Genomic DNA, 21,566 nt, shown 5'->3' on the forward strand with positions numbered 1-21,566 from the left:
CGCGGCCGCTGAGCCCGCCAACCGCCCGCCCGCTCAGCCCACGGCCGACGGGGCCGCTCAGCGGGCCGCGTCGGGCATCAGCGGGCCGCATCGGGCATCAGCAGGCCGCGTCGGACATCAGTCGGCCCAGTCGCGCAGCCGACGCGCGGTCTCGCCGAGCCGGAATCCGCTGATCTCCCGTATCTCGCGGACGAGTTTGACCATGCCGCCCGGCGGCGGCGTGATCGGCTCTCCCGACTCCTCCATGTACATCCGCGCGCAAGCCGCGCCGATCGTGGCGTTGTAGTCGGAGAACGGCTCGAGGATCAGTGAGGTGTGCAGAAAGGTCGCGGCGCGGGCGGCGGCCTCCTCGTAATAGGGCTCGCCCGAGAACCGCTCATAGCGGTGGCGTTCGGTCATGCAGTGCAGCGCGCCCCAGTCCCGGACCGGGGTGTTCACCGGGGAGACCTCGACCTGGACGTTCAGTACCCAACCGGCGTCGACATACAAGATCACCGCATGCCGTGCGGGAACTCCCGCTCGAACTCGGGCTTGTACTCCAGGGCGAACTTCACGGCGCCCTCGACGAAACGCTGCTTCTGACGCCGCCGGACCACGTCCTCGGTCAGTATGTCGTGCGCCAGGCGCTTGATCGCGACGCCCTTCTCCCTCGCCTCGGCACGCAGCTCGGCCAGCTCCTGCTCGGTGAACTCAATCGTGATGCCAGGCATGGGCGGCATGCTAGCCACGCTCCCGCCCTGATCACTACCGGCTTGGCCACCACGAGCGAATCGCGGGGACGCGGGTTGACGCGGCGATTGACACGGCGATTGACGGGACGGCCGCGCCGCTCAGCACTCCAGCCTCAGGGCGAACTGCTCCCCCGTCGGGAACGGTTCGTCCACGGGATGCGGCCCGACCCATATGAGCGCCTGCTCGAAGGTCATATACGAGCCGTTGTCGACGCACTGGCCGACCACCACCGCATTGCCGCCGCAGCGCCACGCGGCGTAGTTCCACGGGTGGTCGCCCTTCTCGTCCCGCACGACGGTCTCCGGCTCGCCCAGCCGCTCGCCGAAGGCGTCCACGGCGGCGCGCCACCGGTCGTCGAAGACGGAGCGGTCGGCGTCGCGGTGGAAGACCCATGCGGGGTCCTCGGAGTGGTACTCGGCGAGCCAGTCGACATTGCCGCTGAGCCCGTCGGCCTGCAACTCCGCGTCGAAGTCGTCCGGCTCGTAGTAGTAGCAGAACGGGATCAGGCATTCGGTGTCCGCGTCATCGGGCCCGCCGAACCACTCCGGGCGGACATGGTGCCCGGTATTGGTGGCGTGGGAGGACGTGTGGGAGCGGTCGGGCACCCAGCCGAAGCGCTCGGCGGCGGCCGCCGTGGCGCCCGGCGTCCATTCCAGGCGCGCCAATTCGACGATGTGGCCGACGAGTTCGGGCCCGGGGACGCAGCTGTTCACTGGCATGGTCATACGCTATGGCCCGCCACTGACATCGGGGTCGGCGCCGCCGGGGCCGAGGGCGGGCGCGCCGCGCGCCCGCGGGCCTCCAACAACAGGGCGAGCGCGAGCAGGGCCAGGCCGAGGATCAGAAAGCCCCGCGGCAGATAGGCCGTGAGCAGCAGGACCAGCTGACGCTGGGACTTCACCATGTCGACCGTGTGCCGGATGTAGTCCTCGCGCATCTTCACATGGCCGGAGAAGACGGTCACGCGGTCGCGGTCGCCCAGCAGTGTGCCGCCGCGCAGCTCCTCCTTGTGGATCTCCTGCCCGTTGACCGGGGCGCCGGTGGTGGGCTCGACCCAGAACATCCGCTTGGTGCTGTACCAGCGGGAGGTGCCGGCCTTGCGGACGGTCTCGGGGGTGACGCCCTCGACCGGCATGGTCTTGGGCAGCACCACCTTGGTCCAGGGGATGGTCTGTTCGAAGTAGTAGACCTTCAGGCCGCGGAAGGTCTGGGTGCCCTTGTAGTGGATGGGGGCGGAGGTGCGGGTCTGGGCGTCGAAGTAACGGTAGTCGCGCTTCTCGGTGAGGAACGGCCATTTGAACTCGATGCCGTCGCGGCGCACCGCGTCCCCGTCGACATGTTCCCCGCCCGCGTGCACCGGGTCCTGGGAGTGGGCGTCGAAGACATAGCGTTCGGGGATCTTGGAGACCATCTTGCCGTCGGGCCCGGCCACATAGGACAGGGCGTCCCAGACGACGACATCGCGCCCGGCCGCCTTCCCGGCCTTCTCGGCGGCGGGCACATTGCCGCGCAGGGTCTGCACGATGCTGACCTTGGAGACCTTGCGGGGCTGCATGGTGCCGTAGTCGAGCAGGGTGGCCGGACTGGCCTCCAGGACCGCCGTCTGGTACTCGCTGGGCGGGATCTTGGCCAGCCGGGGATAGGCGTACCAGCGCAGCAGCGGCGCGAGGGCGGCGAAGAAGACGGCGAAGGCCAGCAGCACCAGGCTTGCTCTGCGGCGCATGGCGGATGTCCCTCCCTCAGGGGTGCTTGGGGACGGTGGTGAGCAGGGGTTCCGGGGAGGTCTCACCGCTGGGGGCGCCGATGGCCGTCATCGTGAGGACGATGGCGAGGGCGGCGGCGAGTCCGATCGCGGCGGCGGCGAGGGCGCGCATACGGGCCTCCTCGTGGTCCGGTACGAGGCGCTGCCTGACGGTTCGTCAGGGATGGGGCACCGTAGCAACGGGGGCCGCAGATGAGAACACGAAGGCGCGAAAGCGTTCGCGCCGCCCCTGGCCCGGTGGGGGCTCAGGGGCGGCGCGAGGAACCGCGTGATCCGCGGCGGTGTTCGGCTGCCGGGCGGCTTACGAGGCGGGGGCCTCGGCCTGGGTGACCGTCAGCTCGATGTCCAGGACGGCGCCGCCTTCGGCGGTGAGGCGGAGCAGGAAGGTGCCCGCGTGGTCATCGGTGAGGATCTTCGGCAGGGTGAGCTGCCCTTGGGCGTTGGTCTTCAGGGCGGTCAGGGTGCGCACCGGCTTGCCCTTGTCGTCCAGGAAGTAGGGCCCCTCGTCGCCCGGCTCGGGGTCCTTCGCCGAGGTGATCATGGTGGCGGTCACCGGCACATCCGCCGTGGCCTTGCCCTTGCTGGTGGCCGCGACGGTGAGCGCGTCGGCGAAGGAGGCGCCGGTCCGGGCAGTGAGCTCCTTGTCGCCGAGGCGGGCCAGCGCATCGGCCTGCGGTACGGGACGGGCCTTGACGGTCGCGGCGAACTCGACCGGGGCGGCCTCCCGCCCCACGGCGGTGGCGCGCACGGTGAAGGTGCCGGTCTTCTCGCCCGCGAGCAGCTTCGGCGCGGTGGCGGTGCCGTCGATGCCGGTCAGCATGGTGGCGGACTTGACGAGGCCGAGGAAGCGCGCGTCGGTCTCGCCGAGGATCTCGTACCTCACCCGCGCACCGGCCACCGGCTTGCCCGCGGCGTCCACGGCCTTGACGCGCGGCGACTGGGCGAACCCGGTGCCCGCGATGGCGGACAGCTCCTTCGCGCCGACCGTGGTGAGCTTGCTGGTGCCGCTCGGGGTGGACGGCGGAGTGGTCGGGGGCTTGGGGGTCGGGGTCCCGGTGCCGGGGGTCCCGCCGTGCTCGCCGGCCGGAGGGGTCGGGGTGGAGGTGTCGGGCTCGTCGTCGGGCTTGGGGAGGGTGTGGGCGTTCTCCGGGCCCTTCCCGTTGTCCTTGCCGTTTCCGCCGCCCTTGCCCGAGTCCTTGCCCTTGTCGCCCGAGCCCGAGCCGCCGGAGCCGTCCCCGGAGGGCAGCACGCCGGTGCCGTCGGGGACCTCGTGGGTGCCGCGCTTGTAGTACTCGAACCACGACAGGACGGTGTTCAGATACTCCTGCGAGTGGTTGTAGCCGAGGATCGCGCGGTCCAGATCGGCCTTGACGGACAGATCGCGGCCGTCCGCGCAGAGGTAGTTGCCCGCGGCGAGGGCGGCGTCATAGACGTTGTTGGGGTCCTTCTCGCCGTCACCATTGCCGTCCCGCCCCCAGTTGGCCCAGGTGGACGGGATGAACTGCATGGGGCCGACCGCGCGGTCATGCGTACTGTCACCGTCGTAGGCACCGCCGTCGGTGTCCTTGATCAGGGCGAAGCCGTCGCCGTTGAGGACCGGGCCGAGGATGGGCGAGACGGTGGTGCCGTCGGCCTCCACATTGCCGCCGCGGGCTTGGCCGGACTCGACCTTGCCGATCGCGGCGAGCAGCTGCCAGGGCAGGTTGCAGCCGGGGTTGGACTCCCTCAGGGCCGCTTCCGCCTTCTTGTAGGCGTCCAGCACGCTCGCCGGTATGCCCGCCTCGGGCTTGGTGTTGCCCCTCCCGGGGAGCCCGGGCAGATCGATCGAGGAGCCCGGCTTGTCCGGGGTGACCAGCGGTGGCAGATCGGTGTGGTACGACGAACCACCGTCAATGGGGGTGTCGTCGGGCGCCGGTGCCTCCCCCGCCCGCTGCTCCCGGTGCCGGTCGCCCTGGTCGGAGTCGGCGAACCCGGGTGCCTGGGAGGCGGTGAGGGCGGCCATCGCGGCCGCCGCCACCGCCGTCGTGGCGGCCCCCTTGCGCAGTCGTCGGCCGATTAGCGGTGCCATCCGTGTGTCCCTCCCGTCGAACACAGTGCGCTCCCCCGGCGCGTCAACTCTGGTGACACTACGACAACTTATGGCCCGCAGCTACCGGTGCAAACACCGCATCAGTGGAACCCTCAGTGAGCCGCCGATTCCCAGTCCGACCCGGATCCTACCGATACGTCCAGCGGAGCGCTCAGGCTGAAGGCGCCCGTCATCTCCCGGCGGACCAGCTCCTCGACCCGCTCCCGCTCACCGGACGCGATCTCCAGCACGATTTCGTCGTGGACCTGCAACAGCATCCGCGACGAGAGTTTCTCCCCCGTCAACGCCGCGTCCACCTTGAGCATCGCGATCTTCACGATATCGGCGGCGGTGCCCTGGATCGGGGCGTTGAGCGCCATCCGCTCGGCCATCTCACGGCGCTGGCGGTTGTCGCTGGTGAGGTCCGGGAGATAGCGGCGGCGGCCGAGCATGGTCTCCGTATAGCCGGTGGCGCGCGCCTCCTCGACGACCCGCTGCAGATAGTCGCGCACCCCGCCGAACCGCTCGAAGAAGTTCTCCATCAGCTTGCGGGCCTCATCGGGGGTGATGCCCAGCTGCTGGGAGAGGCCGAACGCCGAAAGGCCATACGCCAGCCCGTAGGACATGGCCTTGATCTTGCGGCGCATCTCCGGGTCGACCGCCGACTTGTCGACGGAGAAGACCTGGGAGGCGACCGTGGTGTGGAGGTCCTCACCGGAGGTGAACGCCTCGATCAGGCCCTCGTCCTCGGAGAGATGGGCCATCACGCGCAGCTCGATCTGGCTGTAGTCGGCGGTCATCAGCGATTCGAAGCCGTCACCGACGACGAAGCCGCGCCGGATCGCCCGGCCCTCGTCCGTGCGCACCGGGATGTTCTGCAGATTGGGGTCGGTGGAGGAGAGCCGGCCGGTGGCCGCCACGGTCTGGTTGAAGGTGGTGTGGATGCGGCCGCCGGGGGCGATGGTCTTGATCAGGCCCTCGACAGTGGAGCGCAGCCGCGCCTGCTCCCGGTGGCGCAGCATGATCACCGGGAGCTCGTGGTCGGTCTGCGCGGCCAGCCACGCCAGCGCGTCGGCGTCCGTGGTGTATCCGGTCTTGGTCTTCTTGGTCTTGGGCAGGCCCAGCTCGCCGAAGAGCACCTCCTGGAGCTGCTTGGGCGAGCCGAGGTTGAACTCATGGCCCACCGCGGCGTGCGCCTCCTGCACGGCGTGCTGCACGGCGGCCGCGAACTGCTGCTCCATGCGCTCCAGCCAGCCGCGGTCGGCGGCGATGCCCGACCGCTCCATCCGGGCCAGCAGCTCGGAGACGGGCAGCTCCATGTCGTGCAGCAGCCCGGCGGCGCCCACGTCCTTCAGCCGGCCGGCGAACGCCTCGCCCAGGTCCAGGATCGTCCGCGCCTTGATCATCAGGGCGTCCCGCTCGGCCTCGTCATCGGCGCCGAAGGCCAGCTGTCCGCTGTCCGCGGCCACCGCCGGGGACAGCTCACGGCCCAGGTACTCCACCGACAGGGCGTCCAGCTCGAAGGAGCGGCGGCCGGGCTTGACCAGATAGGCCGCCAGCGCGGTGTCCATGGTGACGCCCGCGACGGACCAGCCGTGCTCGGCGAAGACCCGCATGATCCCCTTGGCGTTGTGCAGCACCTTGGGGCGGTCGGGGTCCGCGATCCACTCGGCGAACGCCCGCTCATCGGCCTCGTCCAGCTGCGAGGGGTCGAAGAACGCGGCGGGGCCGGAGCCGGTGGCCAGCGCGATCTCACTGACGCTGCCGCTGCCCAGCGCCCAGGTGTCGACCGTGGCCAGGCCCAGCGGGGCGTCACGGTGGCTCTCCAGCCAGGGGGCGAGCTCGCCCGCGCCCAGCACCACGCCGTCGACCGCGATTCCCGGCTCCGCGGCCGCGGGCTCGTCCGCCGCCGCGCCCGGGTCGACGGCCATGATCCGGTCGCGGAAGTTCTGGTGGCGGAACTCCAGCGCGTCCAGGATCACCGAGAGCGCCTCCCGGTCGTACGGAGCGCGCCCCAGCCCCTCGGGTCCTGCGGTCAGCTCCACATCCCGCACCAGCTCGGTCAGCTGGCGGTTGAGCTTGACGGACTCCAGGTGGTCGCGGAGCTTCTCGCCGACCTTCCCCTTGACCTCGTCGACCCGCTCCACCAGCTCCTTGAACGAGCCGAACTGATTGATCCACTTCGCCGCGGTCTTCTCGCCGACGCCCGGGATGCCGGGGAGGTTGTCCGACGGGTCGCCGCGCAGGGCCGCGAAGTCGGGGTACTGGGCCGGGGTGAGGCCGTACTTCTCATGCACCTTCCCGGGGGTGAACCGGGTCAGCTCGGAGACGCCCTTGGTGGGGTAGAGCACCGTGACATGGTCGGTGACCAGCTGGAACGAATCCCGGTCGCCGGTGACGATCAGCACGTCGAAGCCCTGCTCCTCGGCCTGGGTGGCGAGGGTGGCGATCACGTCGTCGGCCTCGAAGCCGTCCACCGCGAAGCGCGTGATGTTCATGGCGTCGAGCAGCTCGCCGATCAGCTCGACCTGGCCCTTGAACTCGTCGGGGGACTTGGAGCGGTTCGCCTTGTACTCCGTGAACTGCTCGGAGCGCCAGGTCTTGCGCGAGACGTCGAACGCCACGGCGAGGTGCGTGGGCTGCTCATCACGGAGCGTGTTCGCCAGCATCGAGGTGAAGCCGTAGATCGCGTTGGTGGTCTGGCCGGTGGTCGTGCTGAAGTTCTCCGCCGGCAGCGCGAAGAACGCCCGGTATGCCAGGGAATGCCCGTCCAGCAGGAGCAGGCGGGGACGGTCCTCCCCCGTGCGGTCGGGCGCGGGCGCTGCGGTCTTCTTCGATGCTTTCTCTGCCACGCCCCCGATCCTGCCACGGCCCACCGACAATGCCTCCCGCCCCGGCCACCGGACCGGCCCGCCCCCGGCCACCGGACCGGACCGGGCGCGAGATCGGACCGGGCGCGAGATCGGACCGGGCGCGAGATCGGACCGGGCGCGAGATCGGACCGGGCGCGAGATCGGACCGGGCGCGAGATCGGACCGGGCCGCGTACAAGATCGGAGCAGACGGCACACAGATCGTGCCCCCGCACCGCCGGACCGGGCCGCCGCCTCGGCTGTCGTAGGCCCGTGACAGGATTTGAGGCACAGGTCCACGCACAGGTCCCGCAACGTTCGAGCCCAAGGGGAGCGACGATGGCAGCCAAGCCGCCCGCAGGCGATCCGATCCAGGACGCGCCCGAGGTCACACCCCCGCAACATGCCGCCGCCGGGCTCCCGGCCGTGGGGCATTCGCTGCGCATCGCCCAGCAGCAGATGGGGGTGCGCCGCACCGCGCTCACCCTCCTGCGCGTCAACCAGAAGAACGGCTTCGACTGCCCCGGCTGCGCCTGGCCCGAGCCGGACAAGCGCCATGCGGCCGAGTTCTGTGAGAACGGGGCGAAGGCCGTCGCCGAGGAGGCCACCCTTCGCCGGGTCACCCCCGACTTCTTCGCCGCCCACCCGGTGGCCGACCTCGCCACCCGCAGCGGCTACTGGCTCGGCCAGCAGGGCCGGCTCACCCAGCCCATGTATCTGGACGAGGGCGCCGAGCGGTACGAGCCGGTCTCCTGGGACCGGGCCTTCGACATCATCGGCGACGAGCTGACCGCGCTCGACTCCCCCGACGAGGCGGTCTTCTACACCTCGGGCCGCACCAGCAACGAGGCGGCCTTCCTCTACCAGCTCTTCGCCCGCGAATTCGGCACCAACAACCTGCCCGACTGCTCCAACATGTGCCATGAGTCCTCCGGCTCGGCACTCACCGAGACTCTCGGCGTCGGTAAGGGCAGCGTGCTGCTCGAGGACCTCTACCAGGCCGACCTGATCATCGTGGCCGGGCAGAACCCCGGCACCAACCACCCGCGCATGCTCTCCGCCCTGGAGAAGGCGAAGGCCGGCGGCGCGAAGATCATCTCCATCAACCCGCTGCCCGAGGCCGGGCTGGAGCGGTTCAAGAACCCGCAGAACGCACGCGGCATCGCCGGCGGCGGCACCGCGCTCACCGACCTCTTCCTGCAGATCCGGCTCGGCGGCGACCAGGCCCTCTTCCGTCTCCTCAACAAGCTCATCCTGGAAGCGTCCGACAGCGCCTCCGGCGCGGGGGAGGGAGCCATCGACGAGGAGTTCATCGGCGAGCACACCCATGGCTTCGAGGAGTTCGCCAAGGCCGCCCGGGACGCCGACTGGGACGAGACGCTGCGCGCCACCGGCCTCGACCGCGCCGACGTCGACCGCGCGCTGCGCATGGTCCTCGACTCCCAGCGCACCATCGTGTGCTGGGCGATGGGCCTGACCCAGCACAAGCACTCGGTGCCCACCATCCGGGAGGTCGTCAACTTCCTGCTGCTGCGCGGCAATGTCGGCCGCCCCGGCGCCGGGGTCTGCCCGGTGCGCGGCCACAGCAATGTGCAGGGCGACCGCACCATGGGCATCTTCGAGCGCCCCGCCCCGGCCTTCCTCGACGCCCTGGAGCGCGAGTTCGGCTTCGCCCCACCCCGTGAGCACGGCTTCGACGTCGTGCGGGCCATCCGCGCCCTGCGCGACGGCCAGGCGAAGGTCTTCTTCGCCATGGGCGGCAACTTCGTGGCGGCCTCCCCCGACACCGAGGTCACCGAGGGCGCGATGCGCGCCGCGCGGCTGACCGTCCATGTCTCCACCAAGCTCAACCGCTCCCATGTGGTCACCGGGGCGCGGGCGCTGATCCTGCCCACCCTCGGCCGTACCGAGGCCGATCTGCAGGGCGGCGGCCCGCAGTTCGTCACCGTCGAGGACTCCATGGGCATGGTGCACGCCTCCCGTGGGCGCCTGGAGCCCGCGAGCTCCCATCTGCTCTCCGAACCGGCCATCGTCTGCCGGCTGGCCCGCCGGGTGCTCGGCCCCGAAAGCCGCACCCCCTGGGAGGAGTTCGAGAAGGACTACGCGCGGATCCGCGACCGCATCGCCGCCGTCATCCCCGGCTTCGAGGACTTCAACGCCCGGGTGAGCGACCCCTCCGGTTTCGCCCTGCCGCACGCCCCGCGCGACAGCCGCAGCTTCCCCACCACCACCGGTAAGGCCAACTTCACCGCGGCCCCCGTCGAGTACCCCACGGCGCCCGAGGGCCGGCTGCTGCTGCAGACCCTCCGCTCCCACGACCAGTACAACACCACCATCTACGGCCTGGACGACCGCTACCGCGGCATCAAGAACGGCCGCCGGGTGGTGCTGGTGCACCCCGAGGACGCCCAGGAGCTCGGGTTTGCCGACGGGAGCTACGCCGACCTGGTCAGCGAGTGGACGGACGGCACCGAGCGGCGCGCCACCGGCTTCCGCGTGATCCACTACCCGACCGCGCGCGGCTGCGCCGCCTCGTACTACCCGGAGACCAACGTCCTGGTCCCGCTGGACGCCACCGCCGACACCAGCAACACCCCGGCGAGCAAGTCCGTGGTGGTCCGCCTGGAACAGACACCCCCGGCCTAAGCGTTTGCTCAGTCACCTGGTAAGAAGGTGGCCACCACAAGCAAACGAACGGAGCCGGTCCGATGGGCGAGCAGACCAGCGTGAAGTTCCCGCAGGAGGTCATCGACGAGTACGCGGCGCTCGGCGTGGACCTTCCCGCGCTGTTCTCCGCCGGGCACCTGGGCACCCGCATGGGCGTGCAGATCCTGGAAGCCTCCGCGGACCGCGTCGTGGCCACCATGCCCGTCGAGGGCAACACCCAGCCGTACGGACTGCTGCACGGCGGGGCCTCCGCCGTGCTGGCCGAAACTCTCGGCTCGGTCGGCTCGATGCTCCACGGCGGCAGCGGGCGGATCGCGGTCGGCGTCGACCTCAACTGCACCCACCACCGCGGAGTGCGCTCCGGCCTGGTCACCGGTGTCGCCACCCCCGTCCACCGGGGCCGCTCCACCGCCACCTACGAGATCGTCATCAGCGATGAGCAGGGCCGGCGGGTGTGCACCGCACGCCTCACCTGCCTGCTGCGCGAGGTCGACGAGGCCGGCCAGGCCAAGACGGTCGCCGAGGTCACCGAGGCCAAGGAGCGCGGCGAAGCGTGACGCCCGGGGGGCCGGACGCCCTCGGGCGCCATCCGGTGCCCCACTTCCGGCCCCGGGCAGCATCCAGTGCCCCGGGGCGTCCAACCCCGGCCAGTCCGGCCCTCGCGGTAACAGCCGGTCCGGCCCCAGCGGTAACAGCCTGCGTCATCGCCGTTGTCCCCCCGGGAGGCCGGGTCTAGCGTGACTCCCCATGGGGGCAACGACCCGGACGGGTCCCTGGCCCGCCACCGCCTGTGGCTGCGCTCTCGCACTCGCCGTGACACTGACCGGATGCGGCGGATCCGGTTCCGGCGGCTCCGACGGCTCTCGCGGCTCGGGCGACAGCTCCCCGTCCGCATCCGGCCCCGGCCCCAACAGCCCCGCGCCACAGGCGCCTTCGCCCGTACGGCTGTGCACCGATCTCATCTCCTACTGGGCCGAACAGGACCTTGCGGGCAGCCGCTGGGCCGGGCTCGACTGGGAGCAGAAGGGGCTCTCCAACCAGCAGTACGAGATCTACGACGACATCGTCCACGCCGCGCGCGCCGAGCGGCGGCGGCATGGCACCCCGGCCGCCAAAGCGCTGATCAAACGCCTGGCCGAGCGCCGCTGCGCGGCCGCGGACGGCGCCACCCACAGCTCCGGGAACTGGCGCCCGCCGATCTGAGCCGCGCCCGTCCGGCACCCCGCCACCGCACCGGACCGACGTCGACAGTCGTAACACTCCGTAACACTAACGCAATATAAGATCGCATTTTCGCCACCCGCGACGCCCCTGAACTCGATCTTTCCCCGCTCGTCCGCACACGGCCGTTCGCGCATCGTTCACCAGTCCCCCGCACTCCTTAGCGGAACTGCAGCTTCTCAGGATCCGGACCTAATGGTTGGATCAGATTCGCCCCATTCGTCCCTTACGTTCCGCTACACGGACATCCCGGGGTGACGCGCGTCATAACAAGACAGTCACATCATCGTCTGGACCTCTGCCACCGGTCGCGCCCCGCGCTTAGAGTCACAGCCAGTCACGGCCCCGTGGGGTGTACGCCGCACCCGCACGGCCATTCCAGGTTCATCCGGCGAGGACACGGCACCCCATGAACCCGGGGTGCCGGGCCAGCGAAAGGATTCCTCGTGCGACACCGTTCCTTGCTCATCATCACGACCGCGATCACCGCGGGCGCCCTCACGCTCAGCGCCTGCGGGTCGCGCGACGACAAAGACGACAGTGGCGGCAAGGACAGCAAGACGACCGTGGTCATCGGTGTCGACGCCCCGCTCACGGGCTCGCTGTCCGCCCTCGGCCAGGGCATCAAGAACTCCGTCGACCTCGCGGCCAAGGTGGCCAACAAGAACAACGAGGTCGACGGGGTCACCTTCAAGGTCAAGTCCTTCGACGACCAGGCCGTGCCCTCCTCCGGCAAGGCGAACGCGACCTCGATGGTCGACGACGAGGACATCCTCGGCGCGGTCGGGCCGCTCAACTCGGGCGTCGCCCAGTCCATGCAGGGCGTCTTCGACCGGGCCGACCTCGCCCAGGTCTCCCCCGCCAACACCAACCCGGCCCTCAGCCAGGGTGACGACTGGGCCTCGGGCAAGAAATCGCGCCCGTTCAAGACCTACTTCCGCACCGCGACCACCGACATCATCCAGGGCCGCTTCGCCGCGCAGTACTACTACAAGGACGCGAAGAAGCGGAAGGTCTTCGTCATCGACGACAAGCAGGCGTACGGCAACGGCCTCGCCACCATCTTCGCCGAGGAGTTCAAGCGCCTCGGCGGCAAGGTCGTCGGCCGGGACCACCTGACCGTCAAGGAGACCGACTTCTCCGGCATCTCCAGCAAGGTCAAGTCCACCGGCGCCGACTCCGTCTACTTCGGCGGCCAGTACCCCGAGGGCGGACTGCTGTCCGACCAGGTCAAGCAGGCCGGCGCGCAGGTCCCGATCATGGGCGGCGACGGCATCTACGACCCCGCCTTCATCAAGGCGTCGGGCACCAGCAACGACGGCGACCTCGCCACCTCCGTCGGCTACCCGGTCGAGCAGCTCGACTCCGCCAAGACCTTCGTGAAGAACTACGGGGACCAGCACTACAAGGACCCGTACGCGGCCTACGGCGGCTACTCCTACGACGCCGGCTGGGCCATCATCCAGGCCGTCAAGGCCGTCGTCGAGGACAACGACGGCAAGCTCCCGGACGACGCCCGCGCCAAGATCACCGAGGCGCTCGGCAAGGTCTCCTTCGACGGCGTCACCGGCAAGGTCTCCTTCGACCAGTACGGCGACACCACCAACAAGCAGCTCACCGTCTACAAGGTCACCAAGGGCGCCTGGAAGTCCGTGAAGAGCGAGACCTTCAAGGACTGACCCCGGCGGCGATCCGCACACCCACGAAACGAATCCGCGCGAGGGCGTACACCATCGCCCTCGCGCGGCGTCATATCCGACACGCTCATCGGAGGCCCTGCGGTGCACGAACTGCCGCAAACGCTGGTCAACGGCCTGACCCTTGGCGCCCTCTACGGCTTGATCGCCATCGGGTACACCATGGTCTACGGCATCGTCCAGCTCATCAACTTCGCCCACGGCGAGATCTTCATGATCGGGGGCTTCGGGGCCCTCACCATCTACATCTGGCTGCCCAGCGGCACCGCGCTCTCCCTCGCCCTGCCCCTCATGCTGATCGGCGGCGTCATCGCCTCGGTCGCCATCGCCACCGCGGCGGAACGCTTCGCCTACCGGCCCCTGCGCGGCGGACCCCGGCTCGCCCCCCTGATCACCGCGATCGGTCTGTCCATCGCGCTGCAGCAGGCCGTCTGGGCCTTCTACCCCGACGCCAAGAAGCCCCGCAGCTTCCCGCAGTTCGAAGGCTCCTCGTTCGAGATCTTCAGCGATCTCCACATCCAGCGCGGCGACGCCTTCCTCCTCATAGCCGCCCCGGTGTGCATGCTCGCCCTCGGGCTGTTCGTCTCCAAGAGCCGCGCCGGCCGCGCCATGCAGGCCACCGCACAGGACCCCGACACCGCCAAGCTCATGGGCATCAACACCGACCGCATCATCGTGATGGCCTTCGCCATCGGCGGTGCGTTCGCCGCCGTCGCCGCCCTCTCCCACGGGCTCAAGTACGGCCAGATCAACTTCGAGATGGGCTTCATCGCCGGCCTCAAGGCGTTCACCGCCGCCGTGCTCGGCGGCATCGGCAACATCTACGGCGCCATGCTCGGCGGCGTCGTCCTCGGCATCGTCGAGGCCCTGGCCATCAAGTACATCCAGGACATCCCCGGGATGGACCAACTCGGCGGCGGCGCCTGGAAGGACGTATGGGCCTTCACCCTGCTCATCGTCGTCCTGCTGGTCAGGCCACAGGGCCTGCTCGGCGAACGCGTCGCGGACCGGGCGTGAGGGAGTGAACCGATGACCACCGACAAGACCCAGCCCACCCCCGTGAACGAGGCCGAGGCCGGCGCCACCGCGCCGCGCACCACCCTGCTCCGCGCCCTCACCGCGGCCGGCGGCGCCGCCGCCGTCGTCTCCACCTTCCTCGCCTGGACCTGGACCGCCGAATTCCCCGGCGACCTGACCGTCTACGGCTACCCGGGCGGACTCCAGCTCCTCACCCTCGTCCTCGGCATCGCCACCGCCGTCTTCGCGCTGGCCGCCCTCGACCTGAAGGGCCTGCGCTGGCTCACCCCCAGCGGCTCCACCCAAGCGCTGCGGATGCTGGCCCTCGGCACCTTCGCCGTCACCTGGTTCACCGTCATCTCCATCGCCGTGGACCTGGACGGCCTGGTCAACCTCGAACCCGGCGGCTGGATCGCCGCGGTGGTGACCGCCGCCCCCGTGGCCACCACCTTCCTGCTCCCGGACGACACCCGCCCCCTGTGCCGCCCCAAGGAGCTGCCCTCCTGGGCCGACATCCTGATCATCGCGGGCGTCTTCGCCCTCGGCCTCTACGTGGTCAACTACGGCATCCAGACCGACGCCGACCACCCCGAGCCGTTCATCGGCTACCTCATCGCCGTCGCGTTCGCCGCCGTCGCCCTGGTCAAGGCCGGGCTCGTCAGCCGGATCAGCGAGCTCACCAGCGCCTACCGCTCCACCACCCTGGTCGCGGCGCTGATCACCGCGATCGTCTTCCCCTTCTTCCAGGACAAGTCCAGCTTCACCGAACTCGGCGTCAACATCGCGATCTTCGCGACCGTCGCCCTCGGCCTGAACATCGTCGTCGGCCTCGCCGGCCTCCTCGACCTCGGATACGTCGCCTTCCTCGGCGTCGGCGCCTACACCGCCGCCCTGGTCTCCGGATCCACCGCCTCGACCATCGACGTCAGGTTCCCCTTCTGGGCCGCCGTGATCACCGGCGGTGTGGTCTCCCTGATCTTCGGCGTGGTCATCGGCGCCCCCACCCTGCGGCTGCGCGGCGACTACCTCGCCATCGTCACCCTCGGCTTCGGAGAGATCTTCCGTCTCGCCATGCTGAACCTCGACGGCACCTCAGGCCCCTCCGTCACCAACGGCCCCGACGGCATCCCCAACATCCCGCCGTTGGAGATCTTCGGGTTCAACTTCAACGACGACCACAACATCGCCGGCCTCAGCCTCGACTCCAACGGCAACTACTACCTGCTGATGCTGCTGGTCACCATCGTCGTCGTGCTGATCTTCAGCCGCGCGGGCAACTCCCGCATCGGCCGCGCCTGGGTCGCCATCCGCGAGGACGAGACCGCCGCCACCGCCATGGGCATCAACGGATTCCGGGTCAAGCTCGTCGCCTTCGCGCTCGGCGCCACCCTCGCCGGAGTCGCCGGCGCCGTCTGGGCCCACTTCCAGTCCACCGTCGTGCCCGAGCAGTACGTCTTCGCCGGCCCCGTCCCGCCCAACTCCACCTTCCTGGTCGCCGCCGTCATCCTCGGCGGCATGGGCACCATCGGCGGCCCCCTGCTCGGCGCCACCCTGCTCTACCTGATCCCCAAGAAGCTGGAATTCCTCCAGGACTACCAGCTCCTCGCCTTCGGTATCGCGCTCATCCTGCTGATGCGCTTCCGCCCCGAAGGGATCGTCCCCAACCGGCGGCAGCAGCTCGAATACCACGAGACCGGCCAGCTCGACGTCCCCGGCGCGACCGGACTCAAGGACGGTGCCGTCGGCGTCACCAAGGCGGAGGCATGACACAGATGACCACCACCACGACCTCCCCCGTGCTCACCGCCACCGGCGTCACCATGCGCTTCGGCGGACTCACGGCCGTACAGTCCGTCGACCTCAACGTCCACCCCGGCGAGATCGTCGGCCTCATCGGCCCCAACGGCGCGGGCAAGACCACCTTCTTCAACTGCCTCACCGGCCTCTACGTCCCCACCCAGGGCAGCGTCGCCTACCAGGGCACCGTCCTGCCGCCCAAGCCCCACCTCGTCACCCAGGCCGGCATCGCCCGCACCTTCCAGAACATCCGGCTCTTCGCCAACATGACGGTCCTCGAAAACGTCCTCGTCGGCCGCCACACCCGCACCAAGGAGGGCCTGTGGTCGGCCCTCCTGCGCGGCCCCGGCTTCAAACGCGCCGAGGCCGCCTCCAAGGCCCGCGCCATGGAACTCCTGGAGTTCACCGGCCTCGCCGACAAGGCCGACCACCTCTCCCGCAACCTCCCCTACGGCGAACAGCGCAAGCTGGAGATCGCACGCGCCCTCGCCAGCGACCCCGGACTGCTGCTCCTCGACGAGCCCACCGCCGGAATGAACCCCCAGGAGACCCGCGCCACCGAGGAACTGGTCTTCGCCATCCGCGACCTGGGCACCGCCGTACTCGTCATCGAGCACGACATGCGCTTCATCTTCAACCTCTGCGACCGGGTCGCCGTGCTCGTCCAGGGCCAGAAGCTCGTCGAGGGCACCTCCGAGGTCGTCCAGAGCGATGAGCGCGTCATCGCCGCCTACCTCGGCACCCCCTTCGAAGGCGCACCCGGCGCGGAGGAGGCCGCCGAGGTCGAGGCCGCGGAGGCCGGAGCCACCACCGGCGCCACGACCGGCGCCCCGCAGGACGAGACCCAGCGGGGCACCACAGCACGTACGGAGGACGGACAGTGACCGCACTGCTCGAGGTCGAGGACCTGCGGGTCGCCTACGGCAAGATCGAGGCCGTCAAGGGCATCTCGTTCAGCGTCGAGGCCGGCCAGGTCGTCACCCTCATCGGTACCAACGGCGCGGGCAAGACCACCACGCTGCGCACCCTGTCCGGCCTGCTCGAACCCCTCGGCGGGGAGATCCGCTTCGACGGCCAGCCGCTGAAGGGCGTCCCCGCGCACAAGATCGTCGCCCTGGGGCTGGCCCACTCGCCCGAGGGCCGCCATATCTTCCCGCGGCTGTCGATCGCCGAGAACCTCCAGCTCGGAGCGTTTCTCCGGAAGGACGCGGACGGCATAGCCGCCGACATCCGCCACGCGTACGAGCTCTTCCCCATCCTCGGCGAACGCCGCGCCCAGGCGGCCGGCACCCTCTCCGGCGGTGAGCAGCAGATGCTCGCGATGGGGCGGGCGCTGATGTCCCGCCCCAAGCTGCTGATGCTCGACGAGCCCTCGATGGGCCTCTCGCCGATCATGATGCAGAAGATCATGCACACCATCGCCGAGCTCAAGTCCCAGGGCACGACGATCCTGCTGGTCGAACAGAACGCCCAGGCGGCCCTGTCGCTGGCCGATCAGGGCCATGTGATGGAGATCGGCAAGATCGTGCTGTCGGGGACGGGGGATGCGCTGCTGCACGACGAGTCGGTGCGGAAGGCGTACCTCGGCGAGGACTGACGGCTGGCTGAAACGGTAAGGGGCCCGTACGCCGACGCGGCGATACGGGCCCCTTACGCTCATCCCCTACTGCTCCTTGGCCTTCTTCTCCGCCGCGTCCTCGATAACGGCCTCGGCCACCTGCTGCATCGACAGCCGGCGGTCCATCGAGGTCTTCTGGATCCAGCGGAAGGCGGCGGGCTCGGTCAGCCCGTACTGCGTCTGCAGAATGCTCTTGGCCCGGTCGACCAGCTTGCGGGTCTCCAGCCGCTGGGAGAGGTCGGCGACCTCCTGCTCCAGGGTCTTCAGCTCGGTGAAGCGGGAGACGGCCATCTCGATGGCCGGGACCACATCGCTCTTGCTGAACGGCTTCACGAGATACGCCATCGCCCCGGCGTCCCGGGCCCGCTCGACCAGCTCACGCTGGGAGAAGGCGGTCAGCATCAGGACGGGGGCGATACGGTCGGCCGCGATCCGCTCGGCGGCGGAGATGCCGTCGAGAACCGGCATCTTCACATCGAGGATGACGAGGTCGGGGCGGTGCTCCTGGGCAAGCGCGACAGCCGTCTCACCATCGCCCGCCTCGCCGACGACGGAGTACCCCTCCTCCTCGAGCATCTCCTTCAGGTCGAGGCGGATGAGCGCCTCGTCCTCGGCGATGACGACGCGGGTTGTCAGCGGTGGGACGTGCGACTGCTCGTCGACGGGCTCGGTGGCGCTCACGGGGCTCCTCGTTCCTGGCAGGTACTGCACCTCGAGCCTACCTGCGAGACGAGATCGACTCGCACACGGTAAGCTGTGCGCGCTGCAACTCCTCGCCGGGTTGGTGGAATGGTATACACGGAGGTCTCAAACACCTCTGCCCGAGAGGGCTTGCGGGTTCGAATCCCGCACCCGGTACTCAAGCGGACGCTCACATTCGCGTGGTAGAGCCCGAATTCGCCGCATCCTCATCCCCACAGGTGCGACGCTCGACACATGAACGATTACAGTCCGTCGATTCGACACGACGCTGTGATGCTGATGCGACAGGGCGTCGCCAATCGTGACGTGGCCGAGCTTCTCGGAATCCCACGGGGCACCGTTGGCTGGTGGCGGTATCAGGACCGAAAGCAGCGGGGCGAGCTCTTCGTGCAGCCCACAGACTGCCCCCAATGCACTGACCGGGCATTCGACCACCGGTCGTATGCGTACCTTCTGGGCCTCTATCTCGGCGACGGCCATATCGTCTCCAAGCCCAAACAGCACCATCTGTCCATCTTCTGCGCCGACGCCTGGCCCGGTCTGATCGACGAGGCGGAGACCGCCATGCGCAAGGTGATGCCCAAGCCCAGCGTGCAGCGGCGGCAGAAGAACGGATGCGCCGAAGTGAAGTCGTACACGAAGCACTGGACGTGCATGTTCCCGCAACATGGGCCGGGAAAGAAGCATGACCGCGTCATAGCCCTGGAGCCCTGGCAACAGTCGATCGTGGACGCACACCCATGGGAATTCATCCGCGGGTTATTCCACTCCGACGGCTGCCGCGTCACCAACTGGACCACGCGCATCGTCGCCGGGAAGCCGAAGCGCTACGAATACCCTCGGTACCTCTTCACCAACAAGTCCGACGACATCCGCAAGCTCTGCTCCGACACCCTCACCAAGGTCGGCGTCGAGTGGACCACACTCGCGCGCGGGAGCGATCCGTTCAACATCTCCGTCGCCCGCCGTGCCTCCGTCGCCCTCATGGACAGGCACGTCGGGCCGAAGTACTGAGCCCAGCACTTCGGCCCCGGGGAGCGAGGGTCGGCTACCTCAGGTCGTCCGCGCCGATGTGGTGGACGCGCACGAGGTTGGTGGAGCCGGAGACGCCGGGCGGGGAGCCGGCGGTGATGATGACGAGGTCGCCCTTGCGGCAGCGGCCGAGGCGCAGCAGTTCCTCGTCGACCTGGGCCACCATCTCGTCCGTGGAGTTGACCATCGGGCCGAGGAAGGTTTCGACGCCCCAGGTCAGATTGAGCTGGGAGCGGGTGCCCGGTTCGGGGGTGAAGGCCAGGAGGGGGATCGGGGAGCGGTAGCGGGAGAGGCGGCGGACGGTGTCGCCGGACTGGGTGAAGGCGACGAGGAACTTCGCGCCGAGGAAGTCGCCCATCTCGGCCGCCGCGCGGGCCACAGCGCCGCCCTGGGTGCGGGGCTTGTTGCGCTCGGTGAGCGGGGGGAGGCCCTTGGCGAGGATGTCCTCCTCGGCGGCCTCGACGATGCGTCCCATCGTCTTGACCGTGACGATCGGGTATTTGCCGACGCTGGTCTCGCCGGAGAGCATCACCGCGTCGGTGCCGTCGATGATCGCGTTGGCGACGTCGGATGCCTCCGCGCGGGTGGGGCGGGAGTTCTCGATCATCGAGTCGAGCATCTGGGTCGCGACGATCACCGGCTTGGCGTTCCGCTTGGCCAGCTTGATCGCGCGCTTCTGGACCATCGGCACCTGCTCCAGCGGCATCTCCACGCCGAGGTCGCCGCGGGCGACCATGATGCCGTCGAAGGCGTCGACGATGCTCTCGAGGTTCTCGACCGCCTGCGGCTTCTCGATCTTGGCGATGACGGGGAGCCGGCGGTCCTCCTCGTCCATCACCCGGTGGACGTCCACGACGTCGTTGCCGTTGCGGACGAAGGAGAGGGCGATGACGTCGGCGCCGGTGCGCAGTGCCCAGCGCAGGTCCTCGATGTCCTTCTTGGACAGCGCGGGGACGGAGACGGCCACGCCGGGGAGGTTGAGCCCCTTGTGGTCGGAGATCATGCCGCCCTCGATGCAGATGGTGTGCACCCGGGGTCCGTCGATGTCGACGACCTCGAGGGTGACCCGGCCGTCGTCGACGAGGATGCGCTCACCCTTGCTGACGTCGCCGGCCAGCCCCTCGTAGGTGGTGCCACAGCGGAACCGGTCGCCCTCGATGGGCTCGACGGTGATCGTGAACTCGTCTCCGCGTTCAAGGAGTACGGGTCCTTCACGGAAGCGGCCGAGCCGAATCTTCGGACCTTGAAGGTCGGCGAGGATGCCGACGCTGCGGCCGGTTTCCAGCGAGGCTTTGCGCACTCGCCGATAACGCTCCTCGTGCTCGGCATAGGTGCCGTGGCTGAGGTTGAAGCGGGCCACATCCATTCCGGCTTCGATGAGTGCCTTGATCTGCTCGTACGAGTCGGTGGCGGGTCCCAAAGTACAGACGATTTTTGCTCGGCGCATGGTGCCGAGCCTATGACTTACCGGCGAGTAAAGAGCCGAGAACTTCACACTCCTCCATGGCCTTTGGATGGCGGGCTATTGACAACTAATGAAACGTGCAGCGGGGTGCTCCGATGAGCGTTCCGGAGGATGGTTTCACGACTCGGAAGAGGGGCCCTCAGAGCTCGGGAGGGGTGATCGTGAAGCGCGCGTTGACATGCGCATACACCGTCTGGCGCTGCGGTTCGAGGTCGAGCGCGGCGACGGCGTCCCGGTCGGCGGGGCCGCCGAAGGCGGACCGGCCGCGCGTGGCGGCGGCCACGGGCTGGAAGGGGCCCTGCTCCGCCTCGAGGTCGGCGAGCTCGGTGAGCGCGACCAGCCGGGAGCCGAGCGCTCCGGCGTATTCGCGGGCCCGCTGCACGGCCTCCCGCACCGCCTGCTGCCGGGCCCGGCCGTGGGCGGGTGAGTCGGGGCGCAGCCCCCACCAGGGGCCGTCGACGCGGGTGAGCTCGAGGTCGGCGAGGCGGGTGGTGAGCTCGCCGAGGGCGGTGAAGTCGGTGAGGGTCGCGGTGAGGTGCACCCGGCCGTGGTAGGCCCGTACGCGCTCATGGCGGCTCTTGGGGTTGATCTCGGGGGTGACCGAGAAGGCTCCGGTCTCCAGCTTCTCGACGGCTTCGCCGTAGGGCTTCACCAGCGCGAGGACCTGGTTGTTGCGCCGGGTGAGGTCGTCGAGCGCGGTGCGCCGGTCGGCGCCGCGGGCGCTGACGGCGATGGTGAGCCGGGCGATCTCGGGGTCGACCTCCAGCGTCGCCTCGCCGCGGACGGCGACATGCGGGGTGTCGGGGGTGCCGTAGGGCACGGGGGCGGCGGGTACGGGGGCGGCGGGCTGCGGCGGCTGGGTGGGGTGGGCCGGCTGGTCCATGGCGGCTCCTGGTCGGGTGCACGAGGGGTGGTGTCCGGAGCGTACGACGCCCGG

General features: G+C 69.6%; 19 protein-coding genes and 1 tRNA gene. 10 read left to right on the forward strand and 10 right to left on the reverse strand.

Translation table 11 applies throughout. The features are described from left to right. Window positions 1–117: 117 nt before the first annotated feature. From BLV72_RS06900 to polA, 7 genes are all read right to left on the reverse strand, one after another. Window positions 118–495: a hypothetical protein gene (locus BLV72_RS06900; protein WP_078640848.1), complete on the reverse strand. Its 378-nt coding sequence runs from the start codon at window positions 493–495 to the stop codon at window positions 118–120. Further along, complete coding sequence (locus BLV72_RS06905; protein ID WP_043240610.1) at window positions 492–710, reverse strand: hypothetical protein; 219 nt, start codon at window positions 708–710, stop codon at window positions 492–494. The genes BLV72_RS06900 and BLV72_RS06905 overlap by 4 nt, the downstream gene beginning before the upstream one ends. Before the next feature lie 120 nt (window positions 711–830). Continuing rightward, window positions 831–1,451, reverse strand: coding sequence for a hypothetical protein (locus BLV72_RS06910; RefSeq protein ID WP_244320686.1), 621 nt, complete (start codon window positions 1,449–1,451; stop codon window positions 831–833). Between the two features lie 2 nt (window positions 1,452–1,453). Next, window positions 1,454–2,455: a cell envelope lipid trafficking protein PgfA gene (gene pgfA / locus BLV72_RS06915; protein WP_093460967.1), complete on the reverse strand. Its 1,002-nt coding sequence runs from the start codon at window positions 2,453–2,455 to the stop codon at window positions 1,454–1,456. Window positions 2,456–2,471: 16 nt separating this feature from the next. Then, window positions 2,472–2,606, reverse strand: coding sequence for an SPW_0924 family protein (locus tag BLV72_RS46515; protein ID WP_107417375.1), 135 nt, complete (start codon window positions 2,604–2,606; stop codon window positions 2,472–2,474). A 189-nt stretch (window positions 2,607–2,795) separates the two neighbouring features. Beyond that, window positions 2,796–4,562: a lytic transglycosylase domain-containing protein gene (locus BLV72_RS06920; RefSeq protein ID WP_093460969.1), complete on the reverse strand. Its 1,767-nt coding sequence runs from the start codon at window positions 4,560–4,562 to the stop codon at window positions 2,796–2,798. A 113-nt stretch (window positions 4,563–4,675) separates the two neighbouring features. Then, window positions 4,676–7,414 carry a DNA polymerase I gene (gene polA / locus BLV72_RS06925; RefSeq protein ID WP_093460971.1) on the reverse strand — a complete coding sequence of 913 codons (2,739 nt, stop codon included), beginning with the start codon at window positions 7,412–7,414 and terminating at the stop codon, window positions 4,676–4,678. A 338-nt stretch (window positions 7,415–7,752) separates the two neighbouring features. Here polA and BLV72_RS06930 point away from each other — a divergent pair, with 338 nt between their 5' ends. From BLV72_RS06930 to BLV72_RS06965, 8 genes are all read left to right on the forward strand, one after another. Then, entirely contained in the window at window positions 7,753–10,059 is a 2,307-nt protein-coding gene (locus BLV72_RS06930; protein WP_093460973.1) for an FdhF/YdeP family oxidoreductase, read from the forward strand. A gap of 62 nt (window positions 10,060–10,121) precedes the next feature. Next, window positions 10,122–10,637, forward strand: coding sequence for a hotdog fold thioesterase (locus tag BLV72_RS06935; protein ID WP_093460975.1), 516 nt, complete (start codon window positions 10,122–10,124; stop codon window positions 10,635–10,637). Between the two features lie 190 nt (window positions 10,638–10,827). Next, window positions 10,828–11,283: a hypothetical protein gene (locus BLV72_RS06940; protein ID WP_093460977.1), complete on the forward strand. Its 456-nt coding sequence runs from the start codon at window positions 10,828–10,830 to the stop codon at window positions 11,281–11,283. A 464-nt stretch (window positions 11,284–11,747) separates the two neighbouring features. After that, a complete protein-coding gene (locus BLV72_RS06945) occupies window positions 11,748–12,980 on the forward strand; it encodes a branched-chain amino acid ABC transporter substrate-binding protein (RefSeq protein ID WP_093460979.1) in 1,233 nt (410 codons plus the stop codon). 102 nt (window positions 12,981–13,082) lie between these two features. Then, window positions 13,083–14,015, forward strand: coding sequence for a branched-chain amino acid ABC transporter permease (locus BLV72_RS06950; protein WP_014059924.1), 933 nt, complete (start codon window positions 13,083–13,085; stop codon window positions 14,013–14,015). Window positions 14,016–14,027: 12 nt separating this feature from the next. Beyond that, window positions 14,028–15,782: a branched-chain amino acid ABC transporter permease gene (locus BLV72_RS06955; protein ID WP_093460981.1), complete on the forward strand. Its 1,755-nt coding sequence runs from the start codon at window positions 14,028–14,030 to the stop codon at window positions 15,780–15,782. Further along, window positions 15,779–16,696: an ABC transporter ATP-binding protein gene (locus tag BLV72_RS06960; RefSeq protein WP_093460983.1), complete on the forward strand. Its 918-nt coding sequence runs from the start codon at window positions 15,779–15,781 to the stop codon at window positions 16,694–16,696. The genes BLV72_RS06955 and BLV72_RS06960 overlap by 4 nt, the downstream gene beginning before the upstream one ends. Next, entirely contained in the window at window positions 16,693–17,409 is a 717-nt protein-coding gene (locus BLV72_RS06965) for an ABC transporter ATP-binding protein (protein WP_093460985.1), read from the forward strand. The genes BLV72_RS06960 and BLV72_RS06965 overlap by 4 nt, the downstream gene beginning before the upstream one ends. Before the next feature lie 66 nt (window positions 17,410–17,475). On the opposite strand, the gene BLV72_RS06970 is transcribed toward BLV72_RS06965, so the two are convergent. Next, entirely contained in the window at window positions 17,476–18,111 is a 636-nt protein-coding gene (locus tag BLV72_RS06970; protein WP_093460987.1) for an ANTAR domain-containing response regulator, read from the reverse strand. A gap of 94 nt (window positions 18,112–18,205) precedes the next feature. Between BLV72_RS06970 and BLV72_RS06975 the strand changes: the two genes are divergently transcribed. Beyond that, window positions 18,206–18,288, forward strand: a tRNA-Leu gene (locus tag BLV72_RS06975). 78 nt (window positions 18,289–18,366) lie between these two features. Next, window positions 18,367–19,146, forward strand: coding sequence for a hypothetical protein (locus tag BLV72_RS06980; RefSeq protein ID WP_093460989.1), 780 nt, complete (start codon window positions 18,367–18,369; stop codon window positions 19,144–19,146). Between the two features lie 34 nt (window positions 19,147–19,180). On the opposite strand, the gene pyk is transcribed toward BLV72_RS06980, so the two are convergent. Together pyk and BLV72_RS06990 are read right to left on the reverse strand one after the other, a co-directional pair. Continuing rightward, a complete protein-coding gene (gene pyk / locus BLV72_RS06985) occupies window positions 19,181–20,611 on the reverse strand; it encodes a pyruvate kinase (RefSeq protein WP_093460991.1) in 1,431 nt (476 codons plus the stop codon). A gap of 157 nt (window positions 20,612–20,768) precedes the next feature. Then, window positions 20,769–21,512 (reverse strand): SIMPL domain-containing protein, encoded by a 744-nt coding sequence (locus tag BLV72_RS06990; RefSeq protein ID WP_093460993.1) that lies wholly within the window; start codon window positions 21,510–21,512, stop codon window positions 20,769–20,771. Window positions 21,513–21,566: the final 54 nt, after the last annotated feature.

The organism is Streptomyces melanosporofaciens (assembly GCF_900105695.1).
GTDB lineage: Bacteria > Actinomycetota > Actinomycetes > Streptomycetales > Streptomycetaceae > Streptomyces > Streptomyces antimycoticus.